Source organism: Ensifer sp. ENS11, from assembly GCF_014851895.1.
Classification (GTDB): Bacteria; Pseudomonadota; Alphaproteobacteria; order Rhizobiales; family Rhizobiaceae; genus Ensifer; species Ensifer canadensis.
On record NZ_JACVAN010000009.1, the window covers coordinates 48,104 to 75,066 of the forward strand.

Consider the following 26,963-nt stretch of genomic DNA (forward strand, 5'->3'; position numbering starts at 1 on the left):
CATGATCAAATGGGAGTGAGACATGAAAAGACTGCTGACCGCCGCCCTTTCGGCTGCCCTCATCGCCAGCACCGCGCAGGCCCAACAACTGAACTTCGATGACCCTGCCGAATTCGCCAGGCAGCGCGAGTTACTGACAGCCAAGGCCAATGGCCCGGACGGGGAGCCTTGGGCGCAACATTACGGTGACCAAATGGCCGACACCGCAAAGTTCAAGAAGGAAGGTCCCTACACGATCTGCTTCTCGAACGCCGGGGTCAACAATGCCTGGCGCGTGACCGGCTGGACGAACATGCAGGCTGAAGTGAAGCTCCATCCGGAAATCAAGGAGCTCATCCATGTCGATGCCGAAGGCTCCGACGACAAGCAGATCTCCGACATCGACGATCTGATCAATGGCGGCAAATGCTCGGCTCTGATCGTCTCGCCGAACACAACCGCGGCGCTGACCCCGGCCGTCGAGAAGGCCTGTGCCAAGCTGCCCGTCATCGTCTTCGATCGCGGCGTCAACACAAAATGCCCGGTCACCTTCATCCACCCGGTCGGCGGTTATGGCTTCGGCATCCAGGCCGGCGAATTCGTGGCGGCCAATGCGCCGGCCGGCGCCAACGTGCTGATGCTGCGCATCGTGCCCGGCGTCGACGTACTGGAGACCCGTGCGTCCGCCGCCAAGCACATCTTCAAGGAAAAGGGGCTGAACGTCATCGGCGAGGAGTTCACCGAGGGCGACAACGCCAAGACCAAGTCGATCGTCGAGGACTATCTGCAGCGCGGCACGATCGACGCGGTCTGGATGGATGCCGGCGCCACCGCCGTTGCAGCGCTGGAGGCTTTCGAAGATTCCGGTCTGCCCCTGCCTGTTATCACCGGGGAGGACCAGCAGGACTTTCTGATGAAATGGAAGGCCGAAGGCTTCAAGGCGATTGCGCCGACCTACCCGACCTATCAGTGGCGCACGCCCATCATTGCGGCCGTGAACGTGCTGAAGGGTGAACCGGTCCCGGGTCCGGAATGGGTGATGCCGCAGCCGGCGATCACAGCCGAGACGCTCGACCAGTACGTCAACGACAAGATGCCGCCGCTACATCATGCCATGTGCGGCTGCGAAAAGCTGCCCGACTATCCGGCAGCATGGGGTGGTCAGTAAGAAGAAGAGGGGCTGCGCGACAGCGCGGCCCCTTCCGTCGTCTCCCTCGCTGGACCGGTCCATAGAGACGACGTTCCTCGGCCCGCGAATTGCCGGGTACAGGCCGACCGGAAATCTGAACGCGGCCATACCATCATAGCGCTGGCCGGTTACAGAGCGAAAAGGTGACGCCTTTTGCGCCCAGCCTGTCAATGTCACCAACGCCAGCCCCTTTGCTATAACCTCCGCGTCGCCGAAGGCCGATGCCACGTTGGTTGCGTCCGTCCTCACGACGACTTGTCCCAGCTGTTTCAGGTCAAGCCACGCTCCGCCAGGCGACGGCCGCCGAGTACGCCTGCGTTCTTCGGTGAGCAGTTGCGGATCAGCCCAGAGGGTTTCAGTGCTTTGGTAGTCGAACGTCTGTGATGCGGCCCCTCTTGTGGGCAGGCCTTGTGCAGGCAGATGCCTCTACCCGGCTTGCAATCGAGCCGTCCTATTGCCGGCGCGGTTTCGCAGATCTCGATAACATGTATCTTATGATACCTGTTGACATGTTATACCAGTTGAGAAATATAGACCTACGCCGGGATCGGCGGAGGAACGTTTCGGCTGGACGAGATTGGCTCCGGTCACTTGCATTTAGGGAGGTCTTCGATGACATCGATCGCGCTGTTCGGTGCCGGTGGCAAAATGGGCTATCGGCTCGCCAAGAATCTGAAGGGTTCGCGCTTCGATGTCCGGCATGTCGAAGTGAGCGACACCGGCAAGGCGCGCCTTTCGAAGGATCTCGGCATCGCCTGCGTTTCCGCCGATGAGGGCCTAGATGGTGCCGATGTCGTCATTCTTGCGGTTCCGGATACTGCGATCGGCAAGGTCGCGGCCGGCATTGCCGGCAGGCTGAAGCCGGGCATGATGGTCGTGGCGCTCGATGCCGCGGCCCCATTTGCCGGCCATTTGCCCGAGCGCGCGGACCTTACCTATTTCGTCACGCATCCCTGCCATCCGCCGATCTTCAATGACGAGACGGATCCAGCGGCCAAGCGCGATTTCTTTGGCGGCATCGCGGCCAAGCAGCACATCGTTTCCGCTCTGATGCAGGGTCCGGAAAGTGCCTATGCGCTCGGCGAAGAGATCGCCAAGGTCATCTGGGCGCCGGTCATGCGCTCGCACCGCGTCACCGTCGAGCAGATGGCGCTGCTGGAGCCGGGCCTGTCCGAAACGGTCTGCGCTTCGCTGCTCGTCGTTATGCGCGAAGCAATGGACGAATGCGTGCGCCGCGGCGTTGCCAAGGAGGCTGCCCGCGACTTCCTGCTCGGCCACATGAACGTGCTCGGCGCCGTGATCTTCGAGGAGACACCGGGCGTCTTCTCCGATGCCTGCAACAAGGCGATCGAGTTCGGAAAGCCCGTGCTCATGAAGGACGACTGGAAGCGCGTGTTCGAGCCCGCGGAAATCGCCGCGAGCATCCAGCGCATCACCTGATTTACGGCGGGCTTGGTCCGCGCTGACGGCGCCACGCGCCGGCAAAGAATCGCACCGGGAGGCCATTTTCAATGGGGGGATGGCCGAAGGAGACCGGGGCTAACTGGGAGGAGAAACATGAACATTACCCGTAGACTGATCACTATCGGTTTTGCTGCCGTCATGGCGGCTGGCGTTGCCATGCCGTCGTTTGCTGCCGATCTCATCGCGATCATCACGCCGAGCCACGACAACCCGTTCTTCAAGGCGGAAGCCGTAGGCGCGGAAGCCAAGGCCAAGGAGCTCGGCTACGAGACACTGGTTCTCGTTCATGACGACGACGCCAACAAGCAGTCGCAACTCATCGATACGGCAATCGGCCGCGGCGCCAAGGCGATCATCCTCGACAATGCCGGCTCGGAAGCCTCGATCGCCGCCGTAAAGAAGGCCAAGGATGCGGGCATCCCCTCCTTCCTGATCGACCGTGAAATCAACGCCACGGGCGTCGCTGTTTCCCAGATCGTCTCGAACAACTACCAGGGCGCGCAGCTTGGTGCCGAAGAGTTCGTCAAGCTGATGGGCGAGAAGGGTAACTATGTCGAGCTGCTCGGCCGCGAAGCCGACCTCAATGCCGGCATCCGCTCCAAGGGCTATCACGACGTCATGGACGAATATACGGACATGAAGATGGTCGCCCAGCAGTCGGCCAACTGGAGCCAGACCGAAGGCTACTCCAAGATGGAGACCATCCTTCAGGCCAATCCGGACATCCAGGGCGTGATCGCCGGCAACGACACGATGGCAATGGGCGCGATCGCGGCTCTGCAGGCTGCCGGTCGCAAGGACGTTATCGTCGTCGGTTTCGACGGGTCGAACGATGTGCGCGACTCGATCAAGGCGGGCGGCATCAAGGCAACTGTCATGCAGCCGGCCTATGCCCAGGCCCAGCTCGCCGTTACCCAGGCGCATGAGTACATCACGACCGGCAAGGCGCCGGCCGAAGAAAAGCAGCTGATGGACTGCGTGCTGATCACAGCGGACAACGCCGGCAAGCTCGAAACCTTCGCGCTCTCCGAATAATCCTCTCGCAATGGCGCGAGGCAGGGGAAAACCCTGCCTCGCGTTTGCTGTTTATGACGGAGAATGGGAATGCTGAGGTTTCAGGCTGCCTGTACACTCATGCTTGCCGGCGCGCTTGCGCTTAGCGGCTGCAAATTCGTCAAGACCGAGGACGAACAGAAGCAAGCGGCGGCAGGCGCCTTCAATCCCGACAGGCTGGTCGCCGACATTTGGGACGCGAAGGTCGTACCCTATCTCGTCGAGCGTGCAGGCGCGTTCAAGGATGTCACCGCTCTTGCCGCAAACAATCTGGACGCGGCGGCGGAAAAATACGGCCACAAGGAAAAGCAGGGCAACGCGCCATGGACCTTTGCCGCCAAGGTCGACGGCGTGATCGTCGCTGAGGAGACGAAATCACGCGCGGCCTACGTTGATGTGGACGTGGACGGCGACACGAAGGCGGACGTGCGCGTCTCGATCGGCCCGGCCATCCGCGGCACGGCGTTGCGCGACAGCCTGAAATTCGTGAACTTCAACGAGTTCAAGAACCAGATCGAATGGGCGCAGTACGGAAAGGCCTTCAACACCCACGTGAACCGCGCCTTGCTTGAAAAGCTTTCGCGCGAGGGGCTCACCGGCAAGACGCTCAAAGCGACCGGCGCCTATCCGTTGCCGGCCAAGGGTCAGTTGCCGCAATTCGTGCCTGCCACCATCACCGTGGGAGGTTGACGATGGCCAATCTCGACGACGGCGACGTCATTCTCGAACTGAAGGACATCACCAAGGCCTATTCCGGTATCGTGGCGCTGAAGAAGGCGGACCTGAAGCTTCGCCGCGGTGCCGTGAATGTGCTCGTCGGCGAAAATGGTGCCGGCAAGTCGACGATGATGCGCATCATCGCCGGCGTGGAGCGCCCGACGCTCGGCGAGATCTGGATGGATGGCGAACGCATCCACCTGAACAGTCCCGCCGACGCGGTGCGCCACGGCATCGGTATCGTCTTCCAGGAACTGAACCTCTTCGGCAATCTCTCGGTTGCCGAGAACATCTTTGCCACCCGCGAGATCACACGTGGCCCCCGCGGCATCGACCACAAGGCGCAGGTGGAAAAAGCCAACGAATTCCTCAATCGCCTGGAAGCAGGCATCTCCGCCGAAACGCTTGCAGAAGACCTGCCGATCGGCCAGCAACAGCTCGTCGAGATCGCTCGCGCCGTATCGCTCGACACCCGCATCCTTATCATGGACGAGCCCACCTCGGCGCTCAGCGCCGCCGAAGTCGACGTACTCTTCCGCGTGATTGCGGACCTGAAAGCGCGCGGTGTTGCGATCGTCTACATCTCGCACCGGCTGGAAGAGCTGATGCGCATCGGCGACTACATCACGGTGCTGAAGGACGGCGAGATCACTGGCCATGCCATGGTCAAGGACATCGATACGCGCTGGATCGTGCGCTCGATGATCGGATCGGATGCCAAGGATTTTGCCAAGCAGGTCGAGCACGAGCCGGGCGAAGAGGTCTTTCGCACCGAAAACATCTGCCTGCCGCGCGCGCAGGGCGGCTATGCCGTTGACCATGTGTCGATCGGCGTTCGCAAGGGCGAGATCCTGGGGATCTACGGTCTCATGGGCGCTGGGCGCTCCGAGCTTTTCGAATGCATCATGGGCCGCCACGAGCACTATACGGGGAAAATCTTCGTCGAGGGCGAGGAGCTGAAGGGGCGTGACACGACCCGCCGCATCCGCGAGGGCCTGGCGCTGATCCCGGAAGACCGCCAACGCGAGGGCCTCGTGCAGTCCATGTCGATTGCTGACAACCTTTCCATGGCAAGCCTCGGCCAGTTCCTGAAGGGTGGCTTCCACATCGATCTCAAGCTTGAGAAGAAGGCGATCCTGGACGCGATCCGCAATCTTTCGATCAAGGCGAAGAACCCGGACTTCGACGTCACCTCGATGTCGGGCGGCAATCAGCAGAAGGTCGTCATCGGCAAGGCGCTGATGACCGGGCCGAAAGTGCTGCTGATGGACGAGCCGAGCCGCGGCATCGATGTCGGCGCCAAGGCGGACGTTTTCCGCACCATGCGGCGCCTGGCGGGCGAGGGGCTCGCCATCCTGTTCTCCACCTCCGACCTGGAAGAGGTCATGGCCCTTTCCGATCGCATCGCGGTGATGAGCAACGGCCGCCTGGTTACGGTGGTCGACCGCAAGGATGCCACTGAGGAGATGGTCATCTCGGCCTCCGCAGAGGGACATAAAACCAAAAGGATGCATGCGTGATGACGACAGCAACGCAAACTGCCGCCGCTGGCAACAGCCTCTCCACTGGGGCGGCCCTGCTCACGCTCATGAAGCTGAGGACGTTCATCGCGCTCTTCGCGGTGATCATCTTCTTCTCGATCTTCGCGCCGAATTTTCTGTCGACCGCGAACATGATCCTGATGTCGAAGCACGCGACGCAGAACGCCTTTCTCGCCATCGGCATGACCTTTGTCATCATCACCGGTGGCATCGACCTGTCCGTCGGCTCGATCGTCGGGCTCTGCGGCATGATTGCGGGCGGGTTGATCATGTACGGCGTGGCGCTGCCGCTCGGCTACACGGTCTATTTCAATATCGTCGAGGTCGCGATCATCGTGATGGCAGTCGGCATCCTCATCGGTGCGGTCAACGGTCTGCTGATCACACGGCTGAACGTTGCGCCCTTCATTGCGACGCTCGGCACACTCTATGTCGCACGCGGCATGGCGCTGCTCTATTCCGATGGCCAGACCCTGCCCAATCTCAACGGGCGGGAAGACCTCGGCAACCAGGGCTTCAGCTATCTCGGCTCCGGCTCGATCCTCGGCCTTCCGGTCTCCGTCTGGATCCTCATCGTCGTGGCGTTGGGTGCGGCCTACTTCGCCCGCTTCGTGCCGCTCGGCCGGCACATCTTCGCCGTCGGCGGCAATGAGCGCGCCTCCCGCATGTCGGGCATCCGTGTCAACCGCGTCAAGATGTTCGTCTACATGTTCTCCGGTTTCTGCGCGGCGATCGTCGGCCTCGTCATCTCCTCGGAACTGATGGCCTCGCATCCCGCGACCGGCACCAATCTCGAGCTCAACGCTATTGCAGCGGCAGTTCTCGGTGGTACATCCATGTCCGGTGGGCGCGGCACGATCGGTGGAACGATCATCGGCGCCTTCGTGATCGGCATTCTGTCGGACGGGTTGGTGATGATGGGCGTGAGTTCGTTCTGGCAGATGGTGATCAAGGGCCTGGTGATCATTGTCGCCGTGGTGGTGGACCAGGCACAGCGCCGCCTGCAGCAGCGCGTGGCCCTGATGCAGATGGCAAAGGCAGGCTGAGCATGGCCAAGATCAAGGGCGCGCTGATCGGCTGCGGTTTCTTCGCCGTCAACCAGATGCATGGCTGGCAGGATATTGCCAATGTGGAGATCGTGGCGATCTGCGACCGCGATCCGGAGCGGTTGCGTATCGTCGGCGACCAGTTCGGCGTCGCGCGGCGCTACCAGTCGGCAGAGGCGACGTTTGCCGATGGCGGCTTCGATTTCGTCGATATCGCCACGACGGTCGGCAGCCATCGGGCACTGGTGGAGCTTGCCGCCAGCCATAAGGTGCCAGCGATCTGCCAGAAGCCGTTCGCGCCGACCCTTGAGGATGCCAAGGCCATGGTGGTTGCTGCCGACGGGGCTGGCATTCCGCTGATGATCCATGAGAACTTCCGCTGGCAAACGCCGATCCTCGCAGTGAAGGCGGTTTTGGACCGTGGCACGATCGGCACGCCCTTCTGGGGCCGCATCTCCTTCCGTTCCGGCTTCGATGTCTTTTCAGGCCAACCCTATCTCGCCAAGGGCAAGCGCTTCATCATCGAGGACCTCGGCATCCATTCGCTCGACATCGCCCGTTTTCTCTTCGGTGATGCGCACCGAATGACTGCCCGCACGGCGCGCATCAATCCTGACATTGCCGGTGAGGATGTGGCGACCATGCTGCTCGGCCACGACAACGGCATCACCTCGATCGTCGATGTCAGCTATGCGAGCAAGCTACCGGAAGAACCGTTCCCGCAGACCTTCGTCGAGATCGACGGCAGCACGGGCACGCTCCGTCTCGGCAAGGACTACAAGCTCACCGTCCATGGGCCAGAGGGCACGACGGAAAGCCTCGTCGCGCCGAAGCTGCTCCCCTGGGCCTCGCGGCCATGGCACAACATTCAGGAGAGCGTGGCGCTGATCCAGAAGCACTGGGTCGAGCGGCTGGCCGCGCGGCAGGAACCGGACACCTCCGGCCGCGACAATCTGCAAACCTTCGCCCTTGTCGAAGCCGCCTATCTTAGCGCCAGGCGCGGCGAGACCGTTTCGCTTGTGGATCTGCTGGGATGAACAAAGACGCGCTGCTGCTCTACGGGACCCGGGAGCGTGAGCCCGAAAGCCGCACGCTCATCGCCGGCGATTTGAGCGTGGCGCTTCAGGACGGTAATCTTCGCAGCCTTCGGTTCCGCGGCTATGAGGTGTTGCGCGCGATCGCCTTCCTGGTGCGCGACGGGGATTGGGGCACCTGCAATGCCATGATCAGTGCCCTTGCCGTCGAAGAGAAAGAACAGGGTTTCTCCGTCACTTACAGCGCCCGCTTCACCGCGCCTTCGGGCGCCAATCTCGATTGCGCGGTCGCGATTTCCGGATCCGAGCGGACGGTGAGCTTTTCCGCAGACTGCATCAGCGACGCTGACTTCGAGACGGCCCGTGCCGGCTTCGCCGTGCTGCACCCGGTCGTCGGCGTCGCGGGCCAGCCAGTGGAAGTCCGGCATGGCGATGGCAGTATCGAGCAGGCGCATTGGCCGGAGCAGATTGAGCCCTGGCAACCTTTCAAGGATATCGCGGCGATCACGCATCGCGTTGCGCCGGGCATCGAGGCAACAACGCAGTTCGGTGGCGACGTCTTCGAGATGGAGGACCAGCGCAACTGGACCGACGGATCCTATAAGACCTATGTGCGGCCACTGGCGCTACCCTGGCCCTACCGCGTGCCGAAGGGCGAAGCGTTCGGCCAGCGGATTACCGTAGGCATCCGGGCGGAAGAGGGCGCGGCATTCGCGGTGGCGTCGGATCTGGTCACGCTTGTGCTGGCGCCGACGGCACTTCGCTTTCCGGAGCTCGGCGTCGGCTTGCGGCCGGAATGCTTCGCCGACGAACTCGCCTCGCTTGCCGTCCTCAAAACGATCGACGCGCGCCATCTGATCGCCCATTTCGATCCTGGCGCCGGACATGGGATCGCAGCGCTGGAAGGATACGCGGATATCGCTGAGCGGTCCGGCCTCAAGGTGACACTGGAACTTGCCCTGCCATGCAAGCGCCCGCTTGACGAGGAAATGGCCGAACTCGCCACGTTCATCGAAAAGGCTGGTCTGGCGCTCGATACGCTGTTCGTTTGCCCGTCAGTGGACCGTCAGTCAACGCCGCCCGGCAGTCAGTGGCCGCAGTGCCCGCCGCTCGCGGATGTCTATGCCGCGGCGCGGGCAGCCTTTCCCGGCGTTCGGCTCGGCGGCGGCATGATGAGCTATTTCACCGAGCTCAATCGCAAGCACGTGCCCGGTGATCGGATAGACTATGTCAGCCATTGCACCAACCCGATCGTGCATGCGGCTGATGACCTTTCCGTCATGCAGACCTTCGAGGCCCTTTGCGATGTCGTGCGTTCCACGCGGGCAATCTATGGCGACAAGCCCTATCGCATCGGCCCTTCCACCATCGCCATGCGCCAGAATCCCTATGGCAATGCCACGAAGGACAATCCGGCCGGCGGCCGCATCCCGATGGCCAGTGTCGACCCTCGGCACAATGGACGTTTCGGCGCCGCCTGGGCGCTGGCCTATGCCGCAACCGTGGCCTCTGCAGGACTGGAAGTCCTGACGCTTTCGACGCTTGCAGGCCCTTTCGGGCTTGTCGCCGGTGAGGGGGAGACGACCGCGAAAGGCGAGTTGCGGCCGCTTGCACATGTGCTGGCCCGTCTCGGGGCACTCGCAGGCGAAGAGGTTGTCGCGGTCGAGACCTCACGGCCGGATGCGGTGCTGGGGCTGGCGTCCCGGGAGCGGTTGCTTCTGGCAAACATAACGCCTGCGCCGCAGACAGTGTTGCTCACTGCTACGCCGCGAAAGGTCGTGGAAATTGCGAGCGGTGAGAAAGTCCTGGCGTCAGGACAGCACGTCACTCTACCAGCCTATGGCTGCGTCGAGATCTTCATCTGAGCGTTATACCAACCTACGTTGATACTACTTCTGGCTCTTGAGGGCATAGAGTGCGCGGGAGCGCTCCAGGTGTTTTACCATCGCCTGTTCGGCAAAATCGGCGTCACCCTTTTCGATCGCGCGGATGATTTCCGCGTGTTCTGCAAGTGTGAAGTCCTCGCGGCCCGTCCATATGAGCATTTCCGTATGGTAGGACTTCAGCCATCCCAGCATCGCGCCGCTGACGGCCGCAAAGATCGGGTTGCCCGAAATCCGGGCGATCGCGTGGTGGAATTCCATGTCGGCATCGATGAAGGCATCCGCATCGCCGAGACTCTGTTTCTGCTTTTCGAGCAGCCCGCGCAGTTCGGCGATCTGTGCCGGGCTTACCTTGGCTGCCGCCTCGCGGACCATGCCGCGCTCGAAGAAGATGCGGGCGCTCTTGAGGTGTTCCAGCGAGTCCGAAGAGCCGGAAAGCATCAGCTTTGCCGGCAGATCGACCTGCCGGAAGATGGATTCCGCGGTTATGCGCAAAACTTTGGCGCGCTCGCCTTGGGAAATCTCGACGAGGCCCTTGCCGGCGAGCGCCTGCATCGCTTCGCGGATGGCCGGGCGCCCGACGCCGTAGCGTTCCATCAGTTCGCGTTCGGACGGCATGTCGTCGCCGGCCTTCAGCTCGCCGGTCTCGATCATGAGCTTCAGTCGCGAAAACACTTCATCGGAGAGTTTCTTGCGGACGATCGGTTCGGAAACAACGTTCATGAGTCACCTGGTTTCGACAGGTTTGATTATGCATCAAGTTCCCATGCTGCAACAGGTTTCGCCGCAGCCGGCTTGCAATAACATAAATACTCATTATACCAGTTTGTAGCCGTTAACAAGCGTGCCGCACGGGATGCGGGAGGAGAGAACGTGATCCGTCTGACCTATCGGATAGAGACGCCCGGATCTGTAGAAGCGATGGCGTCGAAGATCGCCAGCGACCAGTCGACAGGCACCTTCGTGGCGTTGCCGGGGGAGACGGAAGAGCTGAAGGCGCGCGTGGCGGCGCGCGTCGTCGCCGTCCGTCCGCTGCCGCCCACGCACCAGGCCTCCTTCTCTGACGAAGCGGGTGGCGCCAAACAGTTCAACCGTGCGGATGTCGACATCGACTTCCCGATGGACGCGGTGGGCACGGATCTCTCCGCGCTGATGACCATCGCCATCGGCGGCGTGTTTTCCATCAAAGGGCTCACAGGTATCCGTATCGTCGATATGAAGCTGCCGCGGGAATTTGCGGCGGCCCATCTCGGGCCGCAGTTCGGCGTGGCGGGAAGCTTCGCGTTGACCGGTGTGAAGCATCGCCCGATCATCGGCACCATCGTCAAGCCGGCGCTCGGCCTCAGGCCGCATGAAACAGCTGATATGGTCGGCGAGTTGATCGAGGCGGGCGTCGATTTCATCAAGGACGACGAGAAGCTGATGAGCCCGGCCTATTCGCCGCTGAAGGATCGTGTCGCGGCGATCATGCCGAAAATCCTCGCCCACGAGCAGAAGACCGGCAAGAAGGTCATGTACGCCTTCGGCATCAGTCACGCCGACCCCGACGAGATGATGCGCAACCACGATATGGTCCTTGAGGCCGGCGGCAATTGCGCCGTGGTCAACATCAATTCGATCGGTTTTGGTGGTCTCGCCTTCCTGCGCAAGCGCTCTAGCCTCGTGCTGCATGCCCACCGCAATGGTTGGGATATCCTCACGCGCCATGCCGGCCTCGGCTTCGAGTTTTCCGTCTGGCAGCAGTTCTGGCGCCTGCTCGGCATCGACCAATTCCAGATCAACGGCATCCGCGTGAAATACTGGGAGCCGGACGAAAGTTTCGTACAATCCTACAAGGCCATCAGCACGCCGTTGTTTTCGGAAGACGACAGGGCGCTGCCGGTGGTCTGCTCGGGCCAGTGGGGCGGGCAGGCGCCCGATACGATCGCGGCGACCGGTGGATCGACAGCGCTTCTCTACCTCTGCGGCGGCGGCATCGTCAGCCATCCGGGCGGGCCGGGAGCGGGCGTGAAGGCGGTCAAGCAGGCATGGGAGGCGGCGGTCGCGGGCGTGCCGCTGGACGCTTACGCGCAGGATCATCCGGAACTCGCGCAATCCATCGAGAAATTTGCCGATGGCAAGGCGGCCTGAGCCATGACACGACCGCTGATCAGCTATTATGGCGACGACTTCACCGGCTCAACCGACGTCATGGAGGCGCTCGCCTCGAACGGTGTCGAAACGGTGCTTTTCCTGAAAGTGCCGGACGCGGACCTGTTGTCGCGCTTCGACGGCGCGCGCGCCTTCGGCCTTGCCGGCACGAGCCGCAGCGAAACGCCTGAGTGGATGGACGTGCACCTTCGCGAAGCCTTCGGCTGGCTGAAGACGCTCGACGCCGAACTCTGCCACTATAAGGTCTGCTCGACCTTCGATTCCGCGCCGCATGTCGGCAATATCGGCCGGGCGATCGAGATCGGCCGCACGGTCTTCGGCGAAGCGACCGTGCCACTCATCGTCGGCGCGCCCCAGATCCGCCGATATACGGCCTTCGGAGAGCTCTTCGCCGCCTATCAAGGCCGCAACTACCGCATCGATCGTCATCCGGTCATGTCGCGCCATCCGGTCACGCCGATGGACGAGTCCAATCTGCTGATGCATCTCGCGCGCCAGACAAAGCTCTCTTCGGCACTCATCGATAATGTCGCGCTGCTGGGCCGGTCGGCGCTTGAAGACGCCGACATCCTGCTCATCGACGTGCTCGACGCGTTGACCCAGGCCGCCGCCGGTGCCTTGGTCTGGAACGCGCTGCATCCCAGAAGCGGCTTCATTTGCGGATCCTCCGGTGTCGAATATGCCTTGATCCCCGCATGGCGGAACGAGGGTCTGATCGGCGACAAACCTGTCTTTGCCGAGGCCGGTCCGGTGGATCGCATCGCGGTCGTGTCCGGCAGCGTTTCTCCCACCACGGAGCGGCAAATTCGCCATGCGCTCGCAAACGGTTTTGGCGGCGTCACGCTTGATCCTCTTGCACTTTCCGGCGACGAGGCCGGAGCTGCAATTGCCGTGGCGATCGAAGCCGGCCTCAAGGTGCTGGAAGGCGGCGACAGTGTCGTGCTTTACACGGCGCTTGGTCCATCTGCCGATCGGGGCGGCGAACTCGATTCATCGACAGGCGCTCGTCATCGCCTCGGCCGCGCGCTCGGCCAAATTCAGTCGGCGCTTGTCCAGCGCGCCGGGATCTCGCGCGCCGTGGTGGCCGGCGGCGATACGTCAAGCCACGCGCTCGGTCAGATGGGCATTTTGGCACTGACGCTAAAGATGCCCCTGCCGCAGACGCCGGGCTCGCCGCTTTGCATCGCTCATGGCGGTGCGGTGGATGGCTTGCAGATCGCGCTGAAGGGCGGGCAGGTTGGCGGCGACGACTATTTTTCCATGATCAGAGCGGGCAAAGTATAACTCGGGCGGTGAGCGGCACACCAACGTTAGGCTGGAAATAAAGAGATAGAGCGTTTCCGCGCCTCCGTTTAACGCAGACGTGCGACTGGGCCGCCCGGGCGAGCTGCCGGATCATTCTTCGAAATGCTCATATTCGAAGGTCGACCTTCAGCCAGCGGACAGCGCCGGCATGATCTCCAAGATGAGATCGGGTGCGCTTGATCGGCGAAGATGTCGGTAAACCTCAGAGCGACGACTTGTTCGCTGTGGCGGCCTCGAAGCTGTCCACCAGTAGCCGTAGGGCGGGTAATGACCGGAGCTTAAGGGAAGGCCAAGGCTTTCCTGCGCAGTATGAACTGCTGGAGCGCATCAGGGCCAAGCGCGATGTGGTCTCCTGTTAGCCGCATGTGCTCGGTCAGTTTGGAAAACAAGTATGCGGCCAGATCTTCGCGCTCCACGACCAGGTTGGTCGTTTCCTGCGGGTCGCTTGCCAGCGCGTAAAGCTCAAAGAAGACCTCGTCCTTGAAGATGTCGACGATGAGCTTGTGCGATTGGTGGATGATACACCGCGAGAAGTTGCCCAGGGCGCCATTGCCGTCGAACTGAACAAAGATATCCTTATGCTCGCAAGGCGTCCCGGCGTTGATCGACGGCATCAGGGAGCGGCCGGGAAGGTCTTTGGGTTTCTCGACGTTCACGATGTCGCAAATCGTTGGCAAGACGTCGATGTGACTGACCGCTTGGTCGCAGACCCCGATGCCGGCCATGGGCGCCGGCATCTTGAACAGGAGAGGTGTGCGGATCGCCTCCTCGTACATGCACATCTTCTGCCAGAGGCGATGCGAGCCGAGCATCTCGCCATGATCGCTCGTAAACACGATCAGTGTTTCGTCGTAAATGCCTTCAGCCTTCAGCTTGGAAACGATCGCTCCGATGCAATGGTCGAGAAGAGCCACCAGCCCGGCATAGACGCGCCAAATCTCTTTCCAATCGTCGCGGCTGTAACGGGTGCCGAGGAAGCCGGGTAGATTGTAGAGCTGCAGCGGACTTTGGCCGGAGAACCATTGGCCGACATTGTCAGGCGGCTCGACCTCTCGCGCCAACGAATACCACGGCTCGGGCACATCGAAGGGGGGATGCGGCGCCAGGAACATGGCGCTCAGGAAAAGTGGCCGCGATCTGTCGCGGTTCTCGATGGCGCCGAGCGACGATTGCAGGATATAGCCGTCGAAGAAGCTGTCGAACCCCGGCTCATAGCAGCCGGTCGCCGGCGTCGAATAGTCTCCGACCGAGGTAACGGTGCCTGAAGTCAGTTCCGGAACGATGCCGCGGAAGCGTTGGCCTCCAGGTGGACGGTGCCCCCTCGCATCGAGAAACGCGCCGTAATTCTCTTCAAGTGCATGCCACCTGACCGCCGTGCCTTCGCGCATCTCGAGCGGTGGCTGGTACATCAGATGCTGCTTTCCCGCGTGCCATCCGTCCCAATCGGCAGACAGCAGTCCGTACAGGTTGGCGAAGTCGTCACCTATGAAGCCATGCTGTTTGTCCACCTCGACCCAGGGGTTGATCAGACAACCGGTCGAATTGGGATATCGCCCGGTGAAAAACGCGCCGCGCGAGGGAACACAGAGCGGGGAAGCGCAATAGGCGTTCGGGAAAAGGCAACTGTCGGCCAGAAGCGCCTGCAGATGCGGCATGTAGGATGTGCCGATGAAATCGTAGCGAAGCTGGTCGGCCATGATGACGACGACGTTCGGTTTCTTCATGGATTATCCTCGCTAAGCCAAGGAAAAAAGGCAGCGCAATGCGTTCGCCGTGGCAGCCCGGTCAGTCAGACATCGGCGGTGGCATGCCGTCTGCAAGGGGTGAGCAGGCGTCGGTGAAGGCCTGTAGGTTTCGTCGTCGTCAGCGGGCGGGACGTTCCCTGGGCGGACCGACGGTCGCCCTTTCGATCAGTTTGACGCCCATGTTGACGCGCGTGATGCTTTCTTCGGCGTTGGCTATTCGCTTCATCAGGAGTTGAACGCCGATCCGGCCGAGCTCGATGCGATCGATGCTGATCGTCGTCAGCGGCGGCCGGCTGTGCATGGCAATCGCTACGTCGTCGAGCCCGATGATCGAATAGTCGTCGGGCACCGAAAGCCCCTGGCTCTGAAGCGCCTGCATGACGCCGAGCGCCACCACGTCCATGCTGCAGAAAAGCGCCGTTGCCTTGTCCAGCCTGCCGCTCTCGAGCGCTTGGCGCGTGGCCAATTGCGCCTGGGTTTCCAGGAAACCCATCTTGCCGAGATCAATGAGGTGCTTGTCCGGATCGAAGACAATTCCAGCTTCCTCCAGCGCCAGGCGAAATCCTTCAAGGCGACGCTGCATGGACAGTCGCCGTGGCAGCGTCACATGCATGATGTCTCGGTGCCCGGCCTCCAGCAGGCGGCGCGTCGCTAGCCAGCCCGCCGACCAGTTGTCGGGCAGAACACTGTCCATGCGCATCGAACGATCCATGCCGTTTATCAGAACGGTCGGCACACCACTTGCGGCGAGCCGGTCGATCGCGGCCCGGTCGTCCAGGCCGACCGCGATGACTGTGCTCGGCTCCGCGCCACGCAGGTATTCGTCGATCTCCGCGGTGTTCTGTTTGGTGTCGAGCGTCAGCAGCTGCACGTCGACTTTCAGCGAATGCGCCGCTGCCTCGTCCAGTGCGCCGCGGATCACATCCTCGTAGAACTGCGACCCGGAGTAGTACTCGGCCGGCACGATCAACGCGGTGCTTCCGATGCCAGCCTTGTGAAGCGATCGGGCGTTGCGCCCGAGGTAGCCGAGTTCTTCGGCAAGAGCCAAAATCTTCTTGCGGCTCTCACCGCTGACGCCGCCGCGATTGTTCAGCACCTTCGACACGGATGCGACCGAAACGCCGGCTGCATCGGCGATGTCGCGCAGTGTCAGTGTGGCGAGTTGATCATCGGTCATTGGAAACCCACTCCATCAGATTCCTGCGCTTTTTGGGAGTCGCAGCGACTGGCATTTTGTCTGCTTACCAGAAGAATTGTGTATGCCCGAGCGACCGCATCAAGGCCTCCATGAAATAGTAGTCTCCATAGGGAAGCATGGTGTCGGAATAGCCTGATCCGACATGGGCCGCGCCATGGGCGAGAAGGCCGAGTGCCGTTGGATCTTCGGTCAGGTCGCAGGTGTCGAGCAAGCCAGCGATCAAGCGGTCGGCAAACCCGCGCCAGGCTTGAGCCTCGTCGACGTCGCACTGGTCGGCGAGCATGTAGATGCCGGCTGCCATGATGGCGCCGGCCGAACTGTCGCGCGGCGCGTTCTTCGGGTTGGGGACGTCATAGTCCCACACGGGCACGAGGTCGCTGCCCATCAGCTGCTCGGCCTTGGCGGCGAGCCTGCGGGCCGCATCCAGATAGGTCCTGTTGCCGGTGACGCGCGCGCATTGCGCAAAACCGTGGATCAGCCAGGCCTGGCCGCGTGACCAGCATGATCCGTCGGCATGGCCCTGGTGGGTTTCTCCGCGCAGTGCCTCGCCGGTGCTCGGGTCGAACAGGAAGGTGTGGAAGCTGGTATCGTCGTCGCGCACCAGATGTTTCAATGTGGTGTCGGCATGGCCGTCGGCGGCCTCGCGAAAGTCGGCGCGTCCGGTTTCGCCGTAGGCCCAGTAGAGGAGGGCGAGGTTCTGCATCGTATCGGCGATGATCCGCCCGTTGGCGAAATCTGCGCGCATGGAGCCATGCGCCGGTTGCGCGTTCCACGCCTGAAGATAGCGCCCCTCCGGTCGGTACCGGCCGAGCAGCAGATTGGCGGCTTCAAGAGCGAGCGCGCGCGGCTCCTTCTCGCCGGTCATCAGCCATTCGGCGACGCAGCTGAGCGAGAACTGGAAGCCAAGATCATGGTCCTGAGCGCGGCGATGCGCCAGAATGCCCCGAAAGATCGAGCGGCGGGCGCGCGCTGCGTTCAGGAATGTCGGATCTCCTGTTAGCTGCGAGGCAAGCCATAATTGGCCGGCATGAAAGCTCACGACCCAGTCGTAGGGGCTGCAATAGGCCCAGCTATTGTCGCTCAAGCCGATCTTCGGGTTGCGAATGCCGATGATCGGCATGGTCGTGCGCAATTTTTCGATGCTGCGTACGAGCGCTGCCTGGTGGCGATCAACATGAGAGGTGGCGGCTGCCGGCACGGAGGCTGCAAAGTAGCTACTGGTTTCGATTTTCATGTGAGTGCTCCTGAGTGTGGAAATCTTTTTGCTCATTACGCAATTTTCGTCAATAGCGAAACTTTCGCTTGACGAAGAATGTTTTCGGTTTCATTCTTATGTCTAGTCTGGGCGTCCTTCGTGACGTCCACGGCGCCGATAAGGGAGGGTGAGGGAATGTCCATTACGGACGCATCGAATGCAGGGCCGCCTCTGAGCGTGCGACTGCGCAGCCAGTTGGGCGGCTACGGCTTCCTGATGCCCTGGCTGCTGGGGTTTGTCGTGCTGACCTTGGGACCGGCCGTTTCGTCGTTCTATCTCTCGCTCACCGACTTCGGCCTGATGGGGCCGGCCAACTGGGTCGGCGCCGAGAACTATGTGCGGATTGCCAGCGACGACCCCCGTTTCTGGACGGCGATGCGGGTGACTTTCACATTCGTTCTCCTGTCGGTTCCGCTCAAGCTGATGTTCGCGTTGGCGATCGCCGTGGCGCTGAACAAGGGGCTGCGCGGCCTGACGGTCTTTCGGGCGATCTTCTATCTTCCGTCGCTGGTCGGCGGCAGCGTTGCGATCGCGGTGCTCTGGCGGCAGGTGTTTGCCGGCGACGGGGTGCTGAACCAGGTTCTGGCGGCGCTTTTCGGCTACGAAGGCCCGAGCTGGATCTCGAACCCGTCCACGTCGCTCTACACCCTGGTTCTGCTCGCGGCCTGGCAGTTCGGCTCGTCGATGATCATCTTTCTCGCCGGTCTGCGCCAGATCCCGCAGGATATGTATGAGGCTGCCAGCATCGACGGGGCAAGCCGCTCCCGCCAGTTCTTCAAGATCACGCTGCCGCTTTTGACGCCGGTGATCTTTTTCAATGCGGTGATCCTGACGATCGACGCGTTCAAGGCTTTCACCTCGGCTTTCGTCGTCAGCGACGGCAGCGGTGGTCCGATCGATACGACGCTGTTCTACACGCTCTACCTCTACCAGGAAGCCTTCACCAACTTCCGTTTCGGATACGCATCAGCCCTTGCCTGGGTGCTGGTGGTCATCATCGCCATTTTCACGACGCTGTCCTTCATGTCGGCCAAATATTGGGTGCACTACGATGACTGATACCGTCTACGCGTCGAACGTCGTCGAGGCAGCTGCCATGCCCGACGGAGCCAAATCCTCGCCGCTGAAGCGGGCGTTGGTCTACGCGCTCCTGACCGCCGTGAGCTTCATCATGCTCTATCCGTTGCTGTGGATGGTCTCGAGCTCCTTCAAGCCAGAAAACGAGATCTTCGCGACGACATCGCTAATACCGCAGGAGTTTACGCTCGATGCCTACCGACGCGGTTGGAATGGCCTGAGCGTCAGCTTCGGCCACCTGTTCCTCAACTCGCTGCTGATCTCGGTCCTGGTCGTCATCGGCAACCTGATATCGTGCTCGATGGCCGCCTATGCCTTCACGCGGCTGCAGTTCAAGGGACGCGGGTTCTGGTTCGCGCTCATGCTCGGAACCCTGATGATGCCGCAGCATGCGGTGCTGATCCCGCAATATCTGATGTTTCTCAAGTTCGGCTGGGTCAACACGATCATGCCGCTTGTCGTGCCGAAGTTCTTCGCCATCGATGCCTTCTTCATCTTCCTGATGGTTCAGTTCTTCCGCGGCATCCCGCGCGAACTCGACGAGGCGGCCATCATGGACGGCGCCGGGCCGTTGCGCATCTTCCTCAAGGTGATCCTGCCGCTTTCGACGCCTGTCCTGGCGACCGCCGCAGTCTTCTCCTTCATCTGGACCTGGGACGATTTCTTCGCGCCGCTGATCTATCTGAACGACATCGAGAAATACACGGCCCAGCTTGGTCTTCGAACCTTCGTCGATGCCACGGCGCAATCGGATTGGGGCGCTCTGCTTGCGATGTCGACTTTGACCGTATTGCCGATCTTCGTCCTCTTCCTCCTGTTCCAGCGGCTGCTGATCGAAGGCATCGCGACGACGGGCATGAAGCGGTAGTGCCGCGAACAAAAACCACAGAACAAGCAATAGGAAAGGGGAGCCCCATGACGACGCTCGCTTTGAAGCAAGTCCAGAAGCGCTACGGTGCCGTCGAGGTCATCCGCGGCGTCGACCTCCAGATCGGCAGCGGCGAGTTCGTCGTTTTCGTCGGCCCGTCGGGGTGCGGCAAGTCAACGCTCTTGCGCATGATTGCCGGGCTGGAGCCCATCTCCGGCGGCGAGCTGGCGATTGGCGGCGCCAGGATGAATGAGAAGGCAGCCTCCGAGCGCGGCATCGCCATGGTCTTTCAGTCCTACGCCCTCTATCCGCATATCAGCGTCTACAAGAACATGTCGTTTGGTCTTGAAACCATGCGCATGCCAAAGCCCGAGATCGACCAGCGGGTGCGCAAGGCCGCCGAAATCCTGCAGATCACGCAGCTGCTCGAACGCAAGCCAAAGCAGCTGTCGGGCGGCCAGCGTCAACGAGTGGCCATCGGCCGCGCCATCGTGCGCGATCCGAAAATCTTCCTGTTCGACGAACCCCTGTCCAACTTGGATGCCGAGCTTCGCGTGCAGACCCGTGTCGAGATTGCAAAGCTCCACGCCGACATCGGCGCCACGATGATCTATGTCACCCATGACCAGGTCGAAGCCATGACGCTCGCTGACCGGATCGTCGTGCTGCGCGCCGGCCGGATCGAGCAGCAGGGAACGCCGCTCGAAATCTACAACAGGCCGGTCAACCGCTTTGTCGCCGGCTTCATCGGTTCGCCCAAGATGAATTTCCTGGATGTATCCGTGGTGGGGCGCCGCGACGACGGTGTTGTCATCGGTCTTGCCGGTGCCGATGTCGCGGTGCCGCTGGTCGAGAGAGCCGAGATCGGGGCGACCCTCAGTCTTGGCGTTCGCCCGGAGCATATCAGGGCCAACGGCGCGGGCGGCATCCATCTGGGGACATTGACGATCACCCATATCGAGCATCTCGGCGGCCAGACCATCGTCTATGGGCGTATGCCCGACAAGCAGGCGCTCATCGTCGCCATGGAAGGCCAGACACTGCTTGGCACGGGCGAAACGCTGAGCGTCAGCATCGCGCCGGAACATTGCCATCTCTTCGACGCCGAAGGGCGCAGGCTTGCCGACTAGGCTCAGGCAAAAACGGAACCAAAGGGAGGAATTCATGATCAATCGACGCGAACTTCTACGCAACGGCCTGCTGCTCGGCGGAGCGGCTGCATTTTCGCAGCTTCCGCTGCGGACCGCATTTGCCGACAGCGCCACGATGCGGCTCTACTGGTGGGGCACGCCTGCGCGCGCCGAGCGCACCCTTGGCGTCGCCCGGCTGTTTGAAGCCGCCAATCCGGATGTCAAGATCAACGGCGAAGTCGGCGGCAACGACTATTGGTCGAAACTGACGACGATGCTTGTTGGCGGCAATGCCCCTGATATTTTCCAGCTCGAGCCTGGCCGATTTGCCGACTATGCGCGCCGTAACACCACGCTTCCGCTCAACGATTTCCTCGGCAAGTCCATTCGAACCGACAAGCTCGCGCCGGGTGTGCTGGAGCTTGGAACCGTTGACGGCAAGGTGGCGGGCATGCCGCTGTCGCTCAACGCGTTCGCATTGTTCTATGACACGGAAGCCTTCAAGCAGGCCGGGCTCAATCCGCCGGGGGCCGCGACCACGTGGGACGAGTTCGCCAAACTTTGTGTCGAACTGACCAAGGCGATCGACCGCAAGAACGTTTGGGCGGTCGGCAACGCATCACGTTACACCTATGCCTTTGATGCATTCTTGAACCAGCGCGGCAAGCGATTGTACGGCGAGGACGGCAAGATCGGTTTCGATGTCAACGATGCCAAAGACTGGTATGGCTACTGGGAGAGCCTCGCCAAGAACGGCGGCTGCGTGTCGGCCGAAGTTCAGTCGATGGACCAGATCCAGGTCGATTCAAACCCGCTGGCAACCGGCAAGGCCGCTATGGCCATCGCGTTTTCGAACCAGCTTCTCGGCTACCAGTCGGCGATGAAGAACCCGCTAGGGATCACCACCTTGCCGGTGACGGATCCATCAGGACCGTCCGGCCTGTTCTACCGGCCGGGTCTGCATTTCGGCATTGCAAGCACCTGCGAAAATCCGGAACTTGCTGCCCGGTTCATTGACTTCTTCGTCAACGATATGGCTGCCGGCAAGGTTCTCGGCGTCGAGCGCGGCGTTCCCGTCAACACCGACGTCAAGGGCGCGGTCGTTCCGCTGATCGACGACGTGTCGAAACGGACGGTCGACTACATCTCGTCGATTGCCGGCCGGGTCGGCGCCTATCCTCCGCCAGTGCCGGTCGGCGCCTCCGAATTCGACACACGCGCCTTCCGGCCGCTGGCAGACAAGGTGGCCTTTGGCCAAGTGACGCCCGCAGAAGCGGCTGATCAGTTGGTTGCGGAAGGCGGCCGAATTCTCAAGGGCTGATCGTCTCGCGACGATAGTGGCCGCTTCGCTTGTCGAAATCGCCTATGCGCCCAAGTGCGCCGCCGAAGGAGGTCGGCGGCGCACAGAAATCGAAGCTTTCGGGAGAGGACCATGCTTGGCAGACGCGAATTTTTGCAATTGGGGTTGTTGTTCGGGGGCGCGGCAACGTTTTTGCAATCGCCGTTGCGCTCGGCACTGGCGGATAGCGCAACGATGCGCCTCTTCTGGTTCGGTTCTCCCGCACGCGCCGAGCGCACGCTTGGTGTTGCCAGGTTGTTCGAGGCCGCAAATCCCGGCGTGAAGATCAATGGCGAGGTTGGCGGCAACGACTATTGGTCGAAGCTGACGACGATGCTGGCCGGCGGCAATGCGCCCGATATTTTCCAGCTCGCGCCAAGCCGCTTTGCCGACTACGCCCGCCGCAACACCCTGCTTCCGCTCGGCGATTACCTGGGAAGCGTAATCCGTACCGACAAGTTGATGCCCGGCGTCCTCGATCTCGGGGCGGTCGACGGCAAGGTCGTCGGCATGCCCCTGTCGTTGAATGCGTTTGCTCTGCTTTACGACAGTGTCGCCTTCGACGAGGCCGCCATTGCGCCGCCCGGACCGACGACGACCTGGGACGATTTTGCCAGGCTCTGCATCGACATCACCAAGGCGATCGGCCGGAAGAATGTCTGGGCGGTCGGCAACGGCGCGCGCTACAGCTATGCCTTTGAGGCGTTTCTCGTTCAGCGCGGCAAGCGACTGTACGGCGAAGATGGCCGGATCGGCTTCGATGCCACCGATGCCAGCGACTGGTACGGCTATTGGGAAAGTCTGGCGAAGAACGGCGGCTGCGTGTCGGCCGAGGTCCAGGCAATGGACAAGCTTCAGATCGATTCCAATCCGCTTTCAACCGGTCACGCGGTGATGGCGATCGCCTTTTCCAACCAGTTGCTCGGCTATCAGGCGCTCGCTAAGAACAGGCTGGGGATCACCTCGCTACCGATCGCCGACGCGGCGGGACCTTCCGGCCTGTTCTACAAGGCGAGCCTGCATTTCGGGATTGCCAGCACCTCGAGGCAGCCGGAGCTTGCAGCCCGGTTCCTCGATTTCTTCATCAACGACCTCGCGGCCGGCAAAATTCTCGGCGTGGAACGCGGCGTGCCGATCAACCTTGATGTCAGGGAGGCGGTGACGCCTCTTGTCGACGATGTCTCGAAACGATCGGTGGACTACATTTCCTCGATAGCGGGACGGGTGGGCGCCTTTCCGCCCCAGGTTCCGATCGGGGCCTCCGAGCTGGAGGAACGCGTGTTCCGACCGATCGCCGACCAGGTTGCCTTCGGCCAGCTGACGGTCGCTGCAGCCGGCGAGGAGCTGGTCGCGCAGGCAAACCGCATCCTCAGGAGCTGACGTTTCCAACGGCTCGCCCTGGGCCCTGCACCATAAGCCTCCCAAGACAGGAATGGCCAATGACAGATGGCATATACCCCGACAGCCTGTTCCATCCGTGGTCGGGCAATGAACTGCGCACGCGGGCCGATGTCGAGCGCGCGCTGAAATCGCTCTGCGACCCGGCCGAATCCTACCGGTCGGCCGGTGGCGCGCGGTTGCGGTTCGACGCGACCGCTGCGCATTTCGATCAGGCGGCAGCCGATCTCGAGGGCTTCTCGCGGTTGTTGTGGGGGCTGGTGCCGGCGCAGGTCGGCGGTGCCGACTGGATCGACTGGAAGCCGATCGCACGCGGTCTTGCGTGTGGCACGGATCCGCACCATCCGGAATATTGGGGGCAGCCGACGGATCGCAACCAGCGCCTCGTCGAGCTCGCGGCAATCGGCTTTGCGTTGCGTCTCGTGCCGGACAAACTCTGGGCTCCTCTTGAGCCAGATGAGCGCGAGAACGTCGTCGCCTATCTCAAGTCAGGGCATGCCTGCCGGTTTTCTGAGAACAACTGGAAGTTCTTCCGGCTGCTCATCAGCCTGGGGCTGGATTCCGTCGGCGCCGATCACGATCGGGACTTGGACCAGGCCTATATCGACGAAATCGAGACTTTCTATTTCGGTGATGGCTGGTACAGCGATGGCGACGCGCGCCGTGCCGACCACTACATCCCCTTCGCCTTTCACTTCTATGGGCTCATTCTTGCCGTGCTCGACGGCCGCGCCTACACGCAGCCCTATCGCGAGCGTGCGCGTCTCGCCGCCGGCGATATGACGCGTTGGTTTGCCGATGATGGCGCCGCATTGGCGTTTGGCCGGTCGATGACCTATCGCTTTGCCATCGCCGGTTTCTTCGGCGCTCTGGCATTTGCCGGCGAGGAGGCGCTGCCTTGGGGGCAACTGAAGGGCTTCTATCTGCGCAATCTGCGCTGGTGGGCCAAGCAGCCGATGGCGTCGAGAGACGGCATCCTGCCGGTTGGTTACGCTTACCCGAACCTTCTGATGTGCGAGACCTACAACTCACCGCAGTCGCCCTATTGGGCCTTGAAGGCGTTTCTGCCGCTGGCCTTACCGGAGCAACACCCCTTCTGGAGCGCTGAAGAGGCGGATTGCCCACCGCGCGCCGACGTCGCCGTGCACGTGCACACGGGCATGATCATCAGGAACCCTCCTGGTGATGCCATCGCGCTTTGCGGTGGCCAGCAAACGGGTCCGCAAAACACCTGGGCACGGTTCGGTGCCGAGAAATACAGCAAGTTCGTCTATTCCGCCCGCTACGGTTTCAGCGTGGAAAGTGACCCCAACCGTTTCGCCGACGCTGTCCTGGACGGCATGATCGGATTCAGCAGCGACGGTCTCCAGTTCCATGTCCGCCAGGCCAACGAGCAAGTGCTGATCGCCGATGACGTCCTCTACGCGCGCTGGCGGCCCAATGGCGACATCCTGGTCGAAACCTGGCTCTACTGTCATGGCGATTTCCATGTCCGCACCCATCGCGTCTGGGCCGAGCGAGCGGTCCTAACCAAGGAAGGCGGCTTTGCGATCGCCCGAAGCGATCGGCTTGCCGATGCACTGGAAGGTGAAGCTGGCAACGCTGTTGTTGCAACTCCGCACGACCTGTCGGCGATCGTCGATCTCGGCTCGTCGGTCATCCGTGCCGGCAAAGCGCATATCGCCCAGCCGAACACCAACCTGATTGCCGGAAGGACGCTGGTGCCGCAGTTGACGGCCGAACTCCCCCCCGGAAAGAGCACGCTTTTTGCAGCCGTCCTGGCGAGCGCCGATCCGGCCGCCGGGCGCAGCACGCTGACGCGCTTGCCGCCGGCCCCCGACCTGCCAGCGCTTGAAGCCCTGATCAAGGCAAAGGGCCGGCCGGTCACCCTTATGAGCAGAAATACGAGTGCCTGACCGGCGGTTGACGCCGGCCCATTTTGCAAGTCGAGGACAAGAACTGATGGATATTCGCCAAGCTATACATTTCGAACAGGCCGAGACGCTCGACACCGAGGGGCTGCGGCGCCATTTCCTCATCAAGGATCTCTTCGTTGCCGGCGAGATCCGCGCCACATACAGCCACTATGACCGCCTGGTTCTGCTCGGCATCCGGCCGGAAGCTGCACCGCTCGCCTTCAGCGCCGAGCTCGCGAAATCCGCTGGCGTTGCCGATTTTCTCGAGCGGCGGGAACTGGCCGTCGTGAACCTTGGCGGCGGCGCGGCGAGAATATCTGTCGATGCCGTGGATCATGTCATTGCGCCTTTTGAGGCGCTCTACATCGGCAAGGGTGCGAAAGGCGTGTCCTTTGCCGCCGTGGACGAGGCATCGCCTCCAAAACTCTATGGCGTCTCGGCGCCCGCGCATGCCAGCCACCCCACCCGCAAGATCCCCCAGGATGAAGCGTCTCCCCAGGCGCTCGGGACGAGCGAGGCCGCCAACAAGCGCACCATCTACAAATATGTCCATGATGGCCTGTTGCCGACCTGCCAGCTCATGCTCGGCATCACGCGGTTCGAGCCGGGGAGCGTCTGGAACACCATGCCTGCGCACCTTCACGATCGGCGCATGGAAGCCTACCTCTATTTCGACATGCCGGAAGATCGTATGGTCGTCCATCTCATGGGGCGGCCCGAGGCGACGCGTCACCTGATCGTTCGCAACGAGCAGGCGGTCATTTCGCCCCCGTGGTCGATCCACAGTGGCAGCGGCACGGGCTCCTATGCCTTCGTGTGGGCAATGGCAGGCGATAACCAGTCCTTCGCCGACATGGATTTTGTGGCAATGGAGACCCTGCGATGACCGAGATTGGGGATCTGTTCAGTCTTTCCGGCAAGTGGGCGCTGGTCACAGGCGCCCGGGGAGGGCTGGGGCAGGCGACGGCACTCGCGCTTGCGAAGGCAGGGGCCGACATCGTGGGCCTCGGGTCGACGCCGATGCCGGAAACCAGAGAGTTGATCGAAGCTGTCGGACGCCGATTCCTCGGCATCCAGGCGGATCTTTCGCAACCCAACGATTTTCGCTCTCTCGTCGGCGAGATCGACGAGCAAACCGGGCCAATCGATATCCTGGTCAACAATGCCGGAACGATCAGGCGTGCCGATCTGCTCGACTACTCCGAGGCTGATTGGGACGTGGTGACGAACGTCAACGAGAAGAGCCTGTTCTTCCTCAGCCAGGCCGTTGCGCGCGGCATGGTTTCGCGTCGCTTCGGCCGCATCATCAACATCGCATCGCTGCTCTCCTTCCAGGGGGGCATCCGGGTTCCGGCCTATACCGCCTCCAAGCATGCGGTGGCGGGGCTGACGAAGCTGATGGCAAACGAGTTGGCTGCATCCGGTGTCACCGTCAATGCGATCGCGCCCGGCTATATGGAAACTGACAACACCGCGGCCCTGCGAGCGGATCCGGAGCGACAGAGGCAAATCCTCGAACGTATTCCCGTCGGGCGATGGGGCGTTCCTGAAGATCTGGCGACCGCGGTCCTGTTTCTGGCAAGCCCGCATGCATCCTATGTGACTGGAGCTATCATTCCGGTGGATGGAGGATGGCTCGCGCGGTGATGGCACTTCGATCGTTAGGACAGTCGCT

Annotated in this window: 22 protein-coding genes; 18 read left to right on the top strand and 4 right to left on the bottom strand. The window is 62.0% G+C overall.

Annotated features, from left to right (window positions below; translation table 11 throughout):
- Positions 1 to 22 precede the first annotated feature (22 nt).
- From IB264_RS18535 to IB264_RS18570, 8 genes are all read left to right on the top strand, one after another.
- Positions 23 to 1,147, top strand: a complete 1,125-nt coding sequence (locus IB264_RS18535) for an ABC transporter substrate-binding protein (protein ID WP_192433894.1) — start codon at positions 23 to 25, stop codon at positions 1,145 to 1,147.
- 633 nt (positions 1,148 to 1,780) lie between these two features.
- Positions 1,781 to 2,608, top strand: coding sequence for a phosphogluconate dehydrogenase C-terminal domain-containing protein (locus IB264_RS18540; protein WP_084814014.1), 828 nt, complete (start codon positions 1,781 to 1,783; stop codon positions 2,606 to 2,608).
- Positions 2,609 to 2,725: 117 nt separating this feature from the next.
- Positions 2,726 to 3,667: a D-ribose ABC transporter substrate-binding protein gene (locus IB264_RS18545; protein WP_025430264.1), complete on the top strand. Its 942-nt coding sequence runs from the start codon at positions 2,726 to 2,728 to the stop codon at positions 3,665 to 3,667.
- Positions 3,668 to 3,736: 69 nt separating this feature from the next.
- Positions 3,737 to 4,375, top strand: a complete 639-nt coding sequence (locus tag IB264_RS18550; protein ID WP_057220061.1) for a DUF2291 family protein — start codon at positions 3,737 to 3,739, stop codon at positions 4,373 to 4,375.
- A gap of 2 nt (positions 4,376 to 4,377) precedes the next feature.
- Positions 4,378 to 5,922 carry a sugar ABC transporter ATP-binding protein gene (locus IB264_RS18555; RefSeq protein ID WP_128090340.1) on the top strand — a complete coding sequence of 515 codons (1,545 nt, stop codon included), beginning with the start codon at positions 4,378 to 4,380 and terminating at the stop codon, positions 5,920 to 5,922.
- Complete coding sequence (locus tag IB264_RS18560; protein WP_025430261.1) at positions 5,922 to 6,989, top strand: ABC transporter permease; 1,068 nt, start codon at positions 5,922 to 5,924, stop codon at positions 6,987 to 6,989. The genes IB264_RS18555 and IB264_RS18560 overlap by 1 nt, the downstream gene beginning before the upstream one ends.
- A gap of 2 nt (positions 6,990 to 6,991) precedes the next feature.
- Entirely contained in the window at positions 6,992 to 8,026 is a 1,035-nt protein-coding gene (locus IB264_RS18565; protein ID WP_057220058.1) for a Gfo/Idh/MocA family protein, read from the top strand.
- Positions 8,023 to 9,888, top strand: a complete 1,866-nt coding sequence (locus IB264_RS18570) for a hypothetical protein (protein ID WP_084814012.1) — start codon at positions 8,023 to 8,025, stop codon at positions 9,886 to 9,888. The genes IB264_RS18565 and IB264_RS18570 overlap by 4 nt, the downstream gene beginning before the upstream one ends.
- 24 nt (positions 9,889 to 9,912) lie before the next feature.
- On the opposite strand, the gene IB264_RS18575 is transcribed toward IB264_RS18570, so the two are convergent.
- Positions 9,913 to 10,629 (bottom strand): transcriptional regulator NanR, encoded by a 717-nt coding sequence (locus IB264_RS18575; protein WP_057220057.1) that lies wholly within the window; start codon positions 10,627 to 10,629, stop codon positions 9,913 to 9,915.
- Positions 10,630 to 10,779: 150 nt separating this feature from the next.
- On the opposite strand from IB264_RS18575, the gene oiaX reads away from it, so the two are divergent.
- Together oiaX and IB264_RS18585 are read left to right on the top strand one after the other, a co-directional pair.
- Positions 10,780 to 12,036, top strand: coding sequence for a 3-oxo-isoapionate-4-phosphate decarboxylase OiaX (gene oiaX / locus IB264_RS18580; protein ID WP_057216965.1), 1,257 nt, complete (start codon positions 10,780 to 10,782; stop codon positions 12,034 to 12,036).
- Between the two features lie 3 nt (positions 12,037 to 12,039).
- Positions 12,040 to 13,341 (top strand): four-carbon acid sugar kinase family protein, encoded by a 1,302-nt coding sequence (locus IB264_RS18585; protein ID WP_057216967.1) that lies wholly within the window; start codon positions 12,040 to 12,042, stop codon positions 13,339 to 13,341.
- Positions 13,342 to 13,640: 299 nt separating this feature from the next.
- Here the strand turns inward: IB264_RS18585 and IB264_RS18590 are convergent, their stop codons facing one another.
- The 3 genes from IB264_RS18590 to IB264_RS18600 all read right to left on the bottom strand — a co-directional run bounded on the left by IB264_RS18590 (position 13,641) and on the right by IB264_RS18600 (position 17,539).
- Positions 13,641 to 15,086: a sulfatase gene (locus IB264_RS18590; RefSeq protein ID WP_057220056.1), complete on the bottom strand. Its 1,446-nt coding sequence runs from the start codon at positions 15,084 to 15,086 to the stop codon at positions 13,641 to 13,643.
- Positions 15,087 to 15,225: 139 nt separating this feature from the next.
- On the bottom strand, positions 15,226 to 16,284 hold the full coding sequence (locus IB264_RS18595) for a LacI family DNA-binding transcriptional regulator (protein ID WP_057220055.1): 1,059 nt from the start codon (positions 16,282 to 16,284) through the stop codon (positions 15,226 to 15,228).
- Between the two features lie 64 nt (positions 16,285 to 16,348).
- Positions 16,349 to 17,539 (bottom strand): glycoside hydrolase family 88 protein, encoded by a 1,191-nt coding sequence (locus IB264_RS18600; RefSeq protein ID WP_057207188.1) that lies wholly within the window; start codon positions 17,537 to 17,539, stop codon positions 16,349 to 16,351.
- A gap of 237 nt (positions 17,540 to 17,776) precedes the next feature.
- Here IB264_RS18600 and IB264_RS18605 point away from each other — a divergent pair, with 237 nt between their 5' ends.
- The 8 genes from IB264_RS18605 (at position 17,777) to kduD (ending at position 26,935) form a co-directional block, all read left to right on the top strand.
- Positions 17,777 to 18,619 carry a carbohydrate ABC transporter permease gene (locus IB264_RS18605; protein WP_225906239.1) on the top strand — a complete coding sequence of 281 codons (843 nt, stop codon included), beginning with the start codon at positions 17,777 to 17,779 and terminating at the stop codon, positions 18,617 to 18,619.
- 37 nt (positions 18,620 to 18,656) lie between these two features.
- Complete coding sequence (locus IB264_RS18610; protein ID WP_051509368.1) at positions 18,657 to 19,505, top strand: carbohydrate ABC transporter permease; 849 nt, start codon at positions 18,657 to 18,659, stop codon at positions 19,503 to 19,505.
- A gap of 47 nt (positions 19,506 to 19,552) precedes the next feature.
- Complete coding sequence (locus IB264_RS18615) at positions 19,553 to 20,635, top strand: ABC transporter ATP-binding protein (RefSeq protein ID WP_192433896.1); 1,083 nt, start codon at positions 19,553 to 19,555, stop codon at positions 20,633 to 20,635.
- A 34-nt stretch (positions 20,636 to 20,669) separates the two neighbouring features.
- The gene (locus IB264_RS18620; protein ID WP_057207190.1) at positions 20,670 to 21,956 is read left to right on the top strand and encodes an ABC transporter substrate-binding protein; all 1,287 of its coding nucleotides are present in this window, start codon (positions 20,670 to 20,672) and stop codon (positions 21,954 to 21,956) included.
- A gap of 111 nt (positions 21,957 to 22,067) precedes the next feature.
- A complete protein-coding gene (locus IB264_RS18625; RefSeq protein ID WP_084814009.1) occupies positions 22,068 to 23,354 on the top strand; it encodes an ABC transporter substrate-binding protein in 1,287 nt (428 codons plus the stop codon).
- A gap of 59 nt (positions 23,355 to 23,413) precedes the next feature.
- Positions 23,414 to 25,288 (top strand): DUF2264 domain-containing protein, encoded by a 1,875-nt coding sequence (locus tag IB264_RS18630; RefSeq protein WP_192433898.1) that lies wholly within the window; start codon positions 23,414 to 23,416, stop codon positions 25,286 to 25,288.
- A 46-nt stretch (positions 25,289 to 25,334) separates the two neighbouring features.
- Positions 25,335 to 26,174, top strand: coding sequence for a 5-dehydro-4-deoxy-D-glucuronate isomerase (gene kduI / locus IB264_RS18635; RefSeq protein ID WP_084814008.1), 840 nt, complete (start codon positions 25,335 to 25,337; stop codon positions 26,172 to 26,174).
- Entirely contained in the window at positions 26,171 to 26,935 is a 765-nt protein-coding gene (gene kduD / locus IB264_RS18640; protein ID WP_084814007.1) for a 2-dehydro-3-deoxy-D-gluconate 5-dehydrogenase KduD, read from the top strand. The genes kduI and kduD overlap by 4 nt, the downstream gene beginning before the upstream one ends.
- The last annotated feature ends 28 nt before the right edge of the window (positions 26,936 to 26,963 follow it).

Excerpts from the sequence above, each read along its gene's own strand:
- IB264_RS18535 (WP_192433894.1), top strand. The coding sequence starts at position 23 with ATGAAAAGACTGCTGACCGCCGCCCTTTCGGCTGCCCTCATCGCCAGC.
- IB264_RS18540 (WP_084814014.1), top strand. The coding sequence starts at position 1,781 with ATGACATCGATCGCGCTGTTCGGTGCCGGTGGCAAAATGGGCTATCGG.
- IB264_RS18545 (WP_025430264.1), top strand. The coding sequence starts at position 2,726 with ATGAACATTACCCGTAGACTGATCACTATCGGTTTTGCTGCCGTCATG.
- IB264_RS18550 (WP_057220061.1), top strand. The coding sequence starts at position 3,737 with ATGCTGAGGTTTCAGGCTGCCTGTACACTCATGCTTGCCGGCGCGCTT.
- IB264_RS18555 (WP_128090340.1), top strand. The coding sequence starts at position 4,378 with ATGGCCAATCTCGACGACGGCGACGTCATTCTCGAACTGAAGGACATC.
- IB264_RS18560 (WP_025430261.1), top strand. The coding sequence starts at position 5,922 with ATGACGACAGCAACGCAAACTGCCGCCGCTGGCAACAGCCTCTCCACT.
- IB264_RS18565 (WP_057220058.1), top strand. The coding sequence starts at position 6,992 with ATGGCCAAGATCAAGGGCGCGCTGATCGGCTGCGGTTTCTTCGCCGTC.
- IB264_RS18570 (WP_084814012.1), top strand. The coding sequence starts at position 8,023 with ATGAACAAAGACGCGCTGCTGCTCTACGGGACCCGGGAGCGTGAGCCC.
- IB264_RS18575 (WP_057220057.1), bottom strand. The coding sequence starts at position 10,629 with ATGAACGTTGTTTCCGAACCGATCGTCCGCAAGAAACTCTCCGATGAA.
- IB264_RS18585 (WP_057216967.1), top strand. The coding sequence starts at position 12,040 with ATGACACGACCGCTGATCAGCTATTATGGCGACGACTTCACCGGCTCA.
- IB264_RS18590 (WP_057220056.1), bottom strand. The coding sequence starts at position 15,086 with ATGAAGAAACCGAACGTCGTCGTCATCATGGCCGACCAGCTTCGCTAC.
- IB264_RS18595 (WP_057220055.1), bottom strand. The coding sequence starts at position 16,284 with ATGACCGATGATCAACTCGCCACACTGACACTGCGCGACATCGCCGAT.
- IB264_RS18600 (WP_057207188.1), bottom strand. The coding sequence starts at position 17,539 with ATGAAAATCGAAACCAGTAGCTACTTTGCAGCCTCCGTGCCGGCAGCC.
- IB264_RS18605 (WP_225906239.1), top strand. The coding sequence starts at position 17,777 with ATGCCCTGGCTGCTGGGGTTTGTCGTGCTGACCTTGGGACCGGCCGTT.
- IB264_RS18610 (WP_051509368.1), top strand. The coding sequence starts at position 18,657 with ATGCCCGACGGAGCCAAATCCTCGCCGCTGAAGCGGGCGTTGGTCTAC.
- IB264_RS18615 (WP_192433896.1), top strand. The coding sequence starts at position 19,553 with ATGACGACGCTCGCTTTGAAGCAAGTCCAGAAGCGCTACGGTGCCGTC.
- IB264_RS18620 (WP_057207190.1), top strand. The coding sequence starts at position 20,670 with ATGATCAATCGACGCGAACTTCTACGCAACGGCCTGCTGCTCGGCGGA.
- IB264_RS18625 (WP_084814009.1), top strand. The coding sequence starts at position 22,068 with ATGCTTGGCAGACGCGAATTTTTGCAATTGGGGTTGTTGTTCGGGGGC.
- IB264_RS18630 (WP_192433898.1), top strand. The coding sequence starts at position 23,414 with ATGACAGATGGCATATACCCCGACAGCCTGTTCCATCCGTGGTCGGGC.
- kduI (WP_084814008.1), top strand. The coding sequence starts at position 25,335 with ATGGATATTCGCCAAGCTATACATTTCGAACAGGCCGAGACGCTCGAC.
- kduD (WP_084814007.1), top strand. The coding sequence starts at position 26,171 with ATGACCGAGATTGGGGATCTGTTCAGTCTTTCCGGCAAGTGGGCGCTG.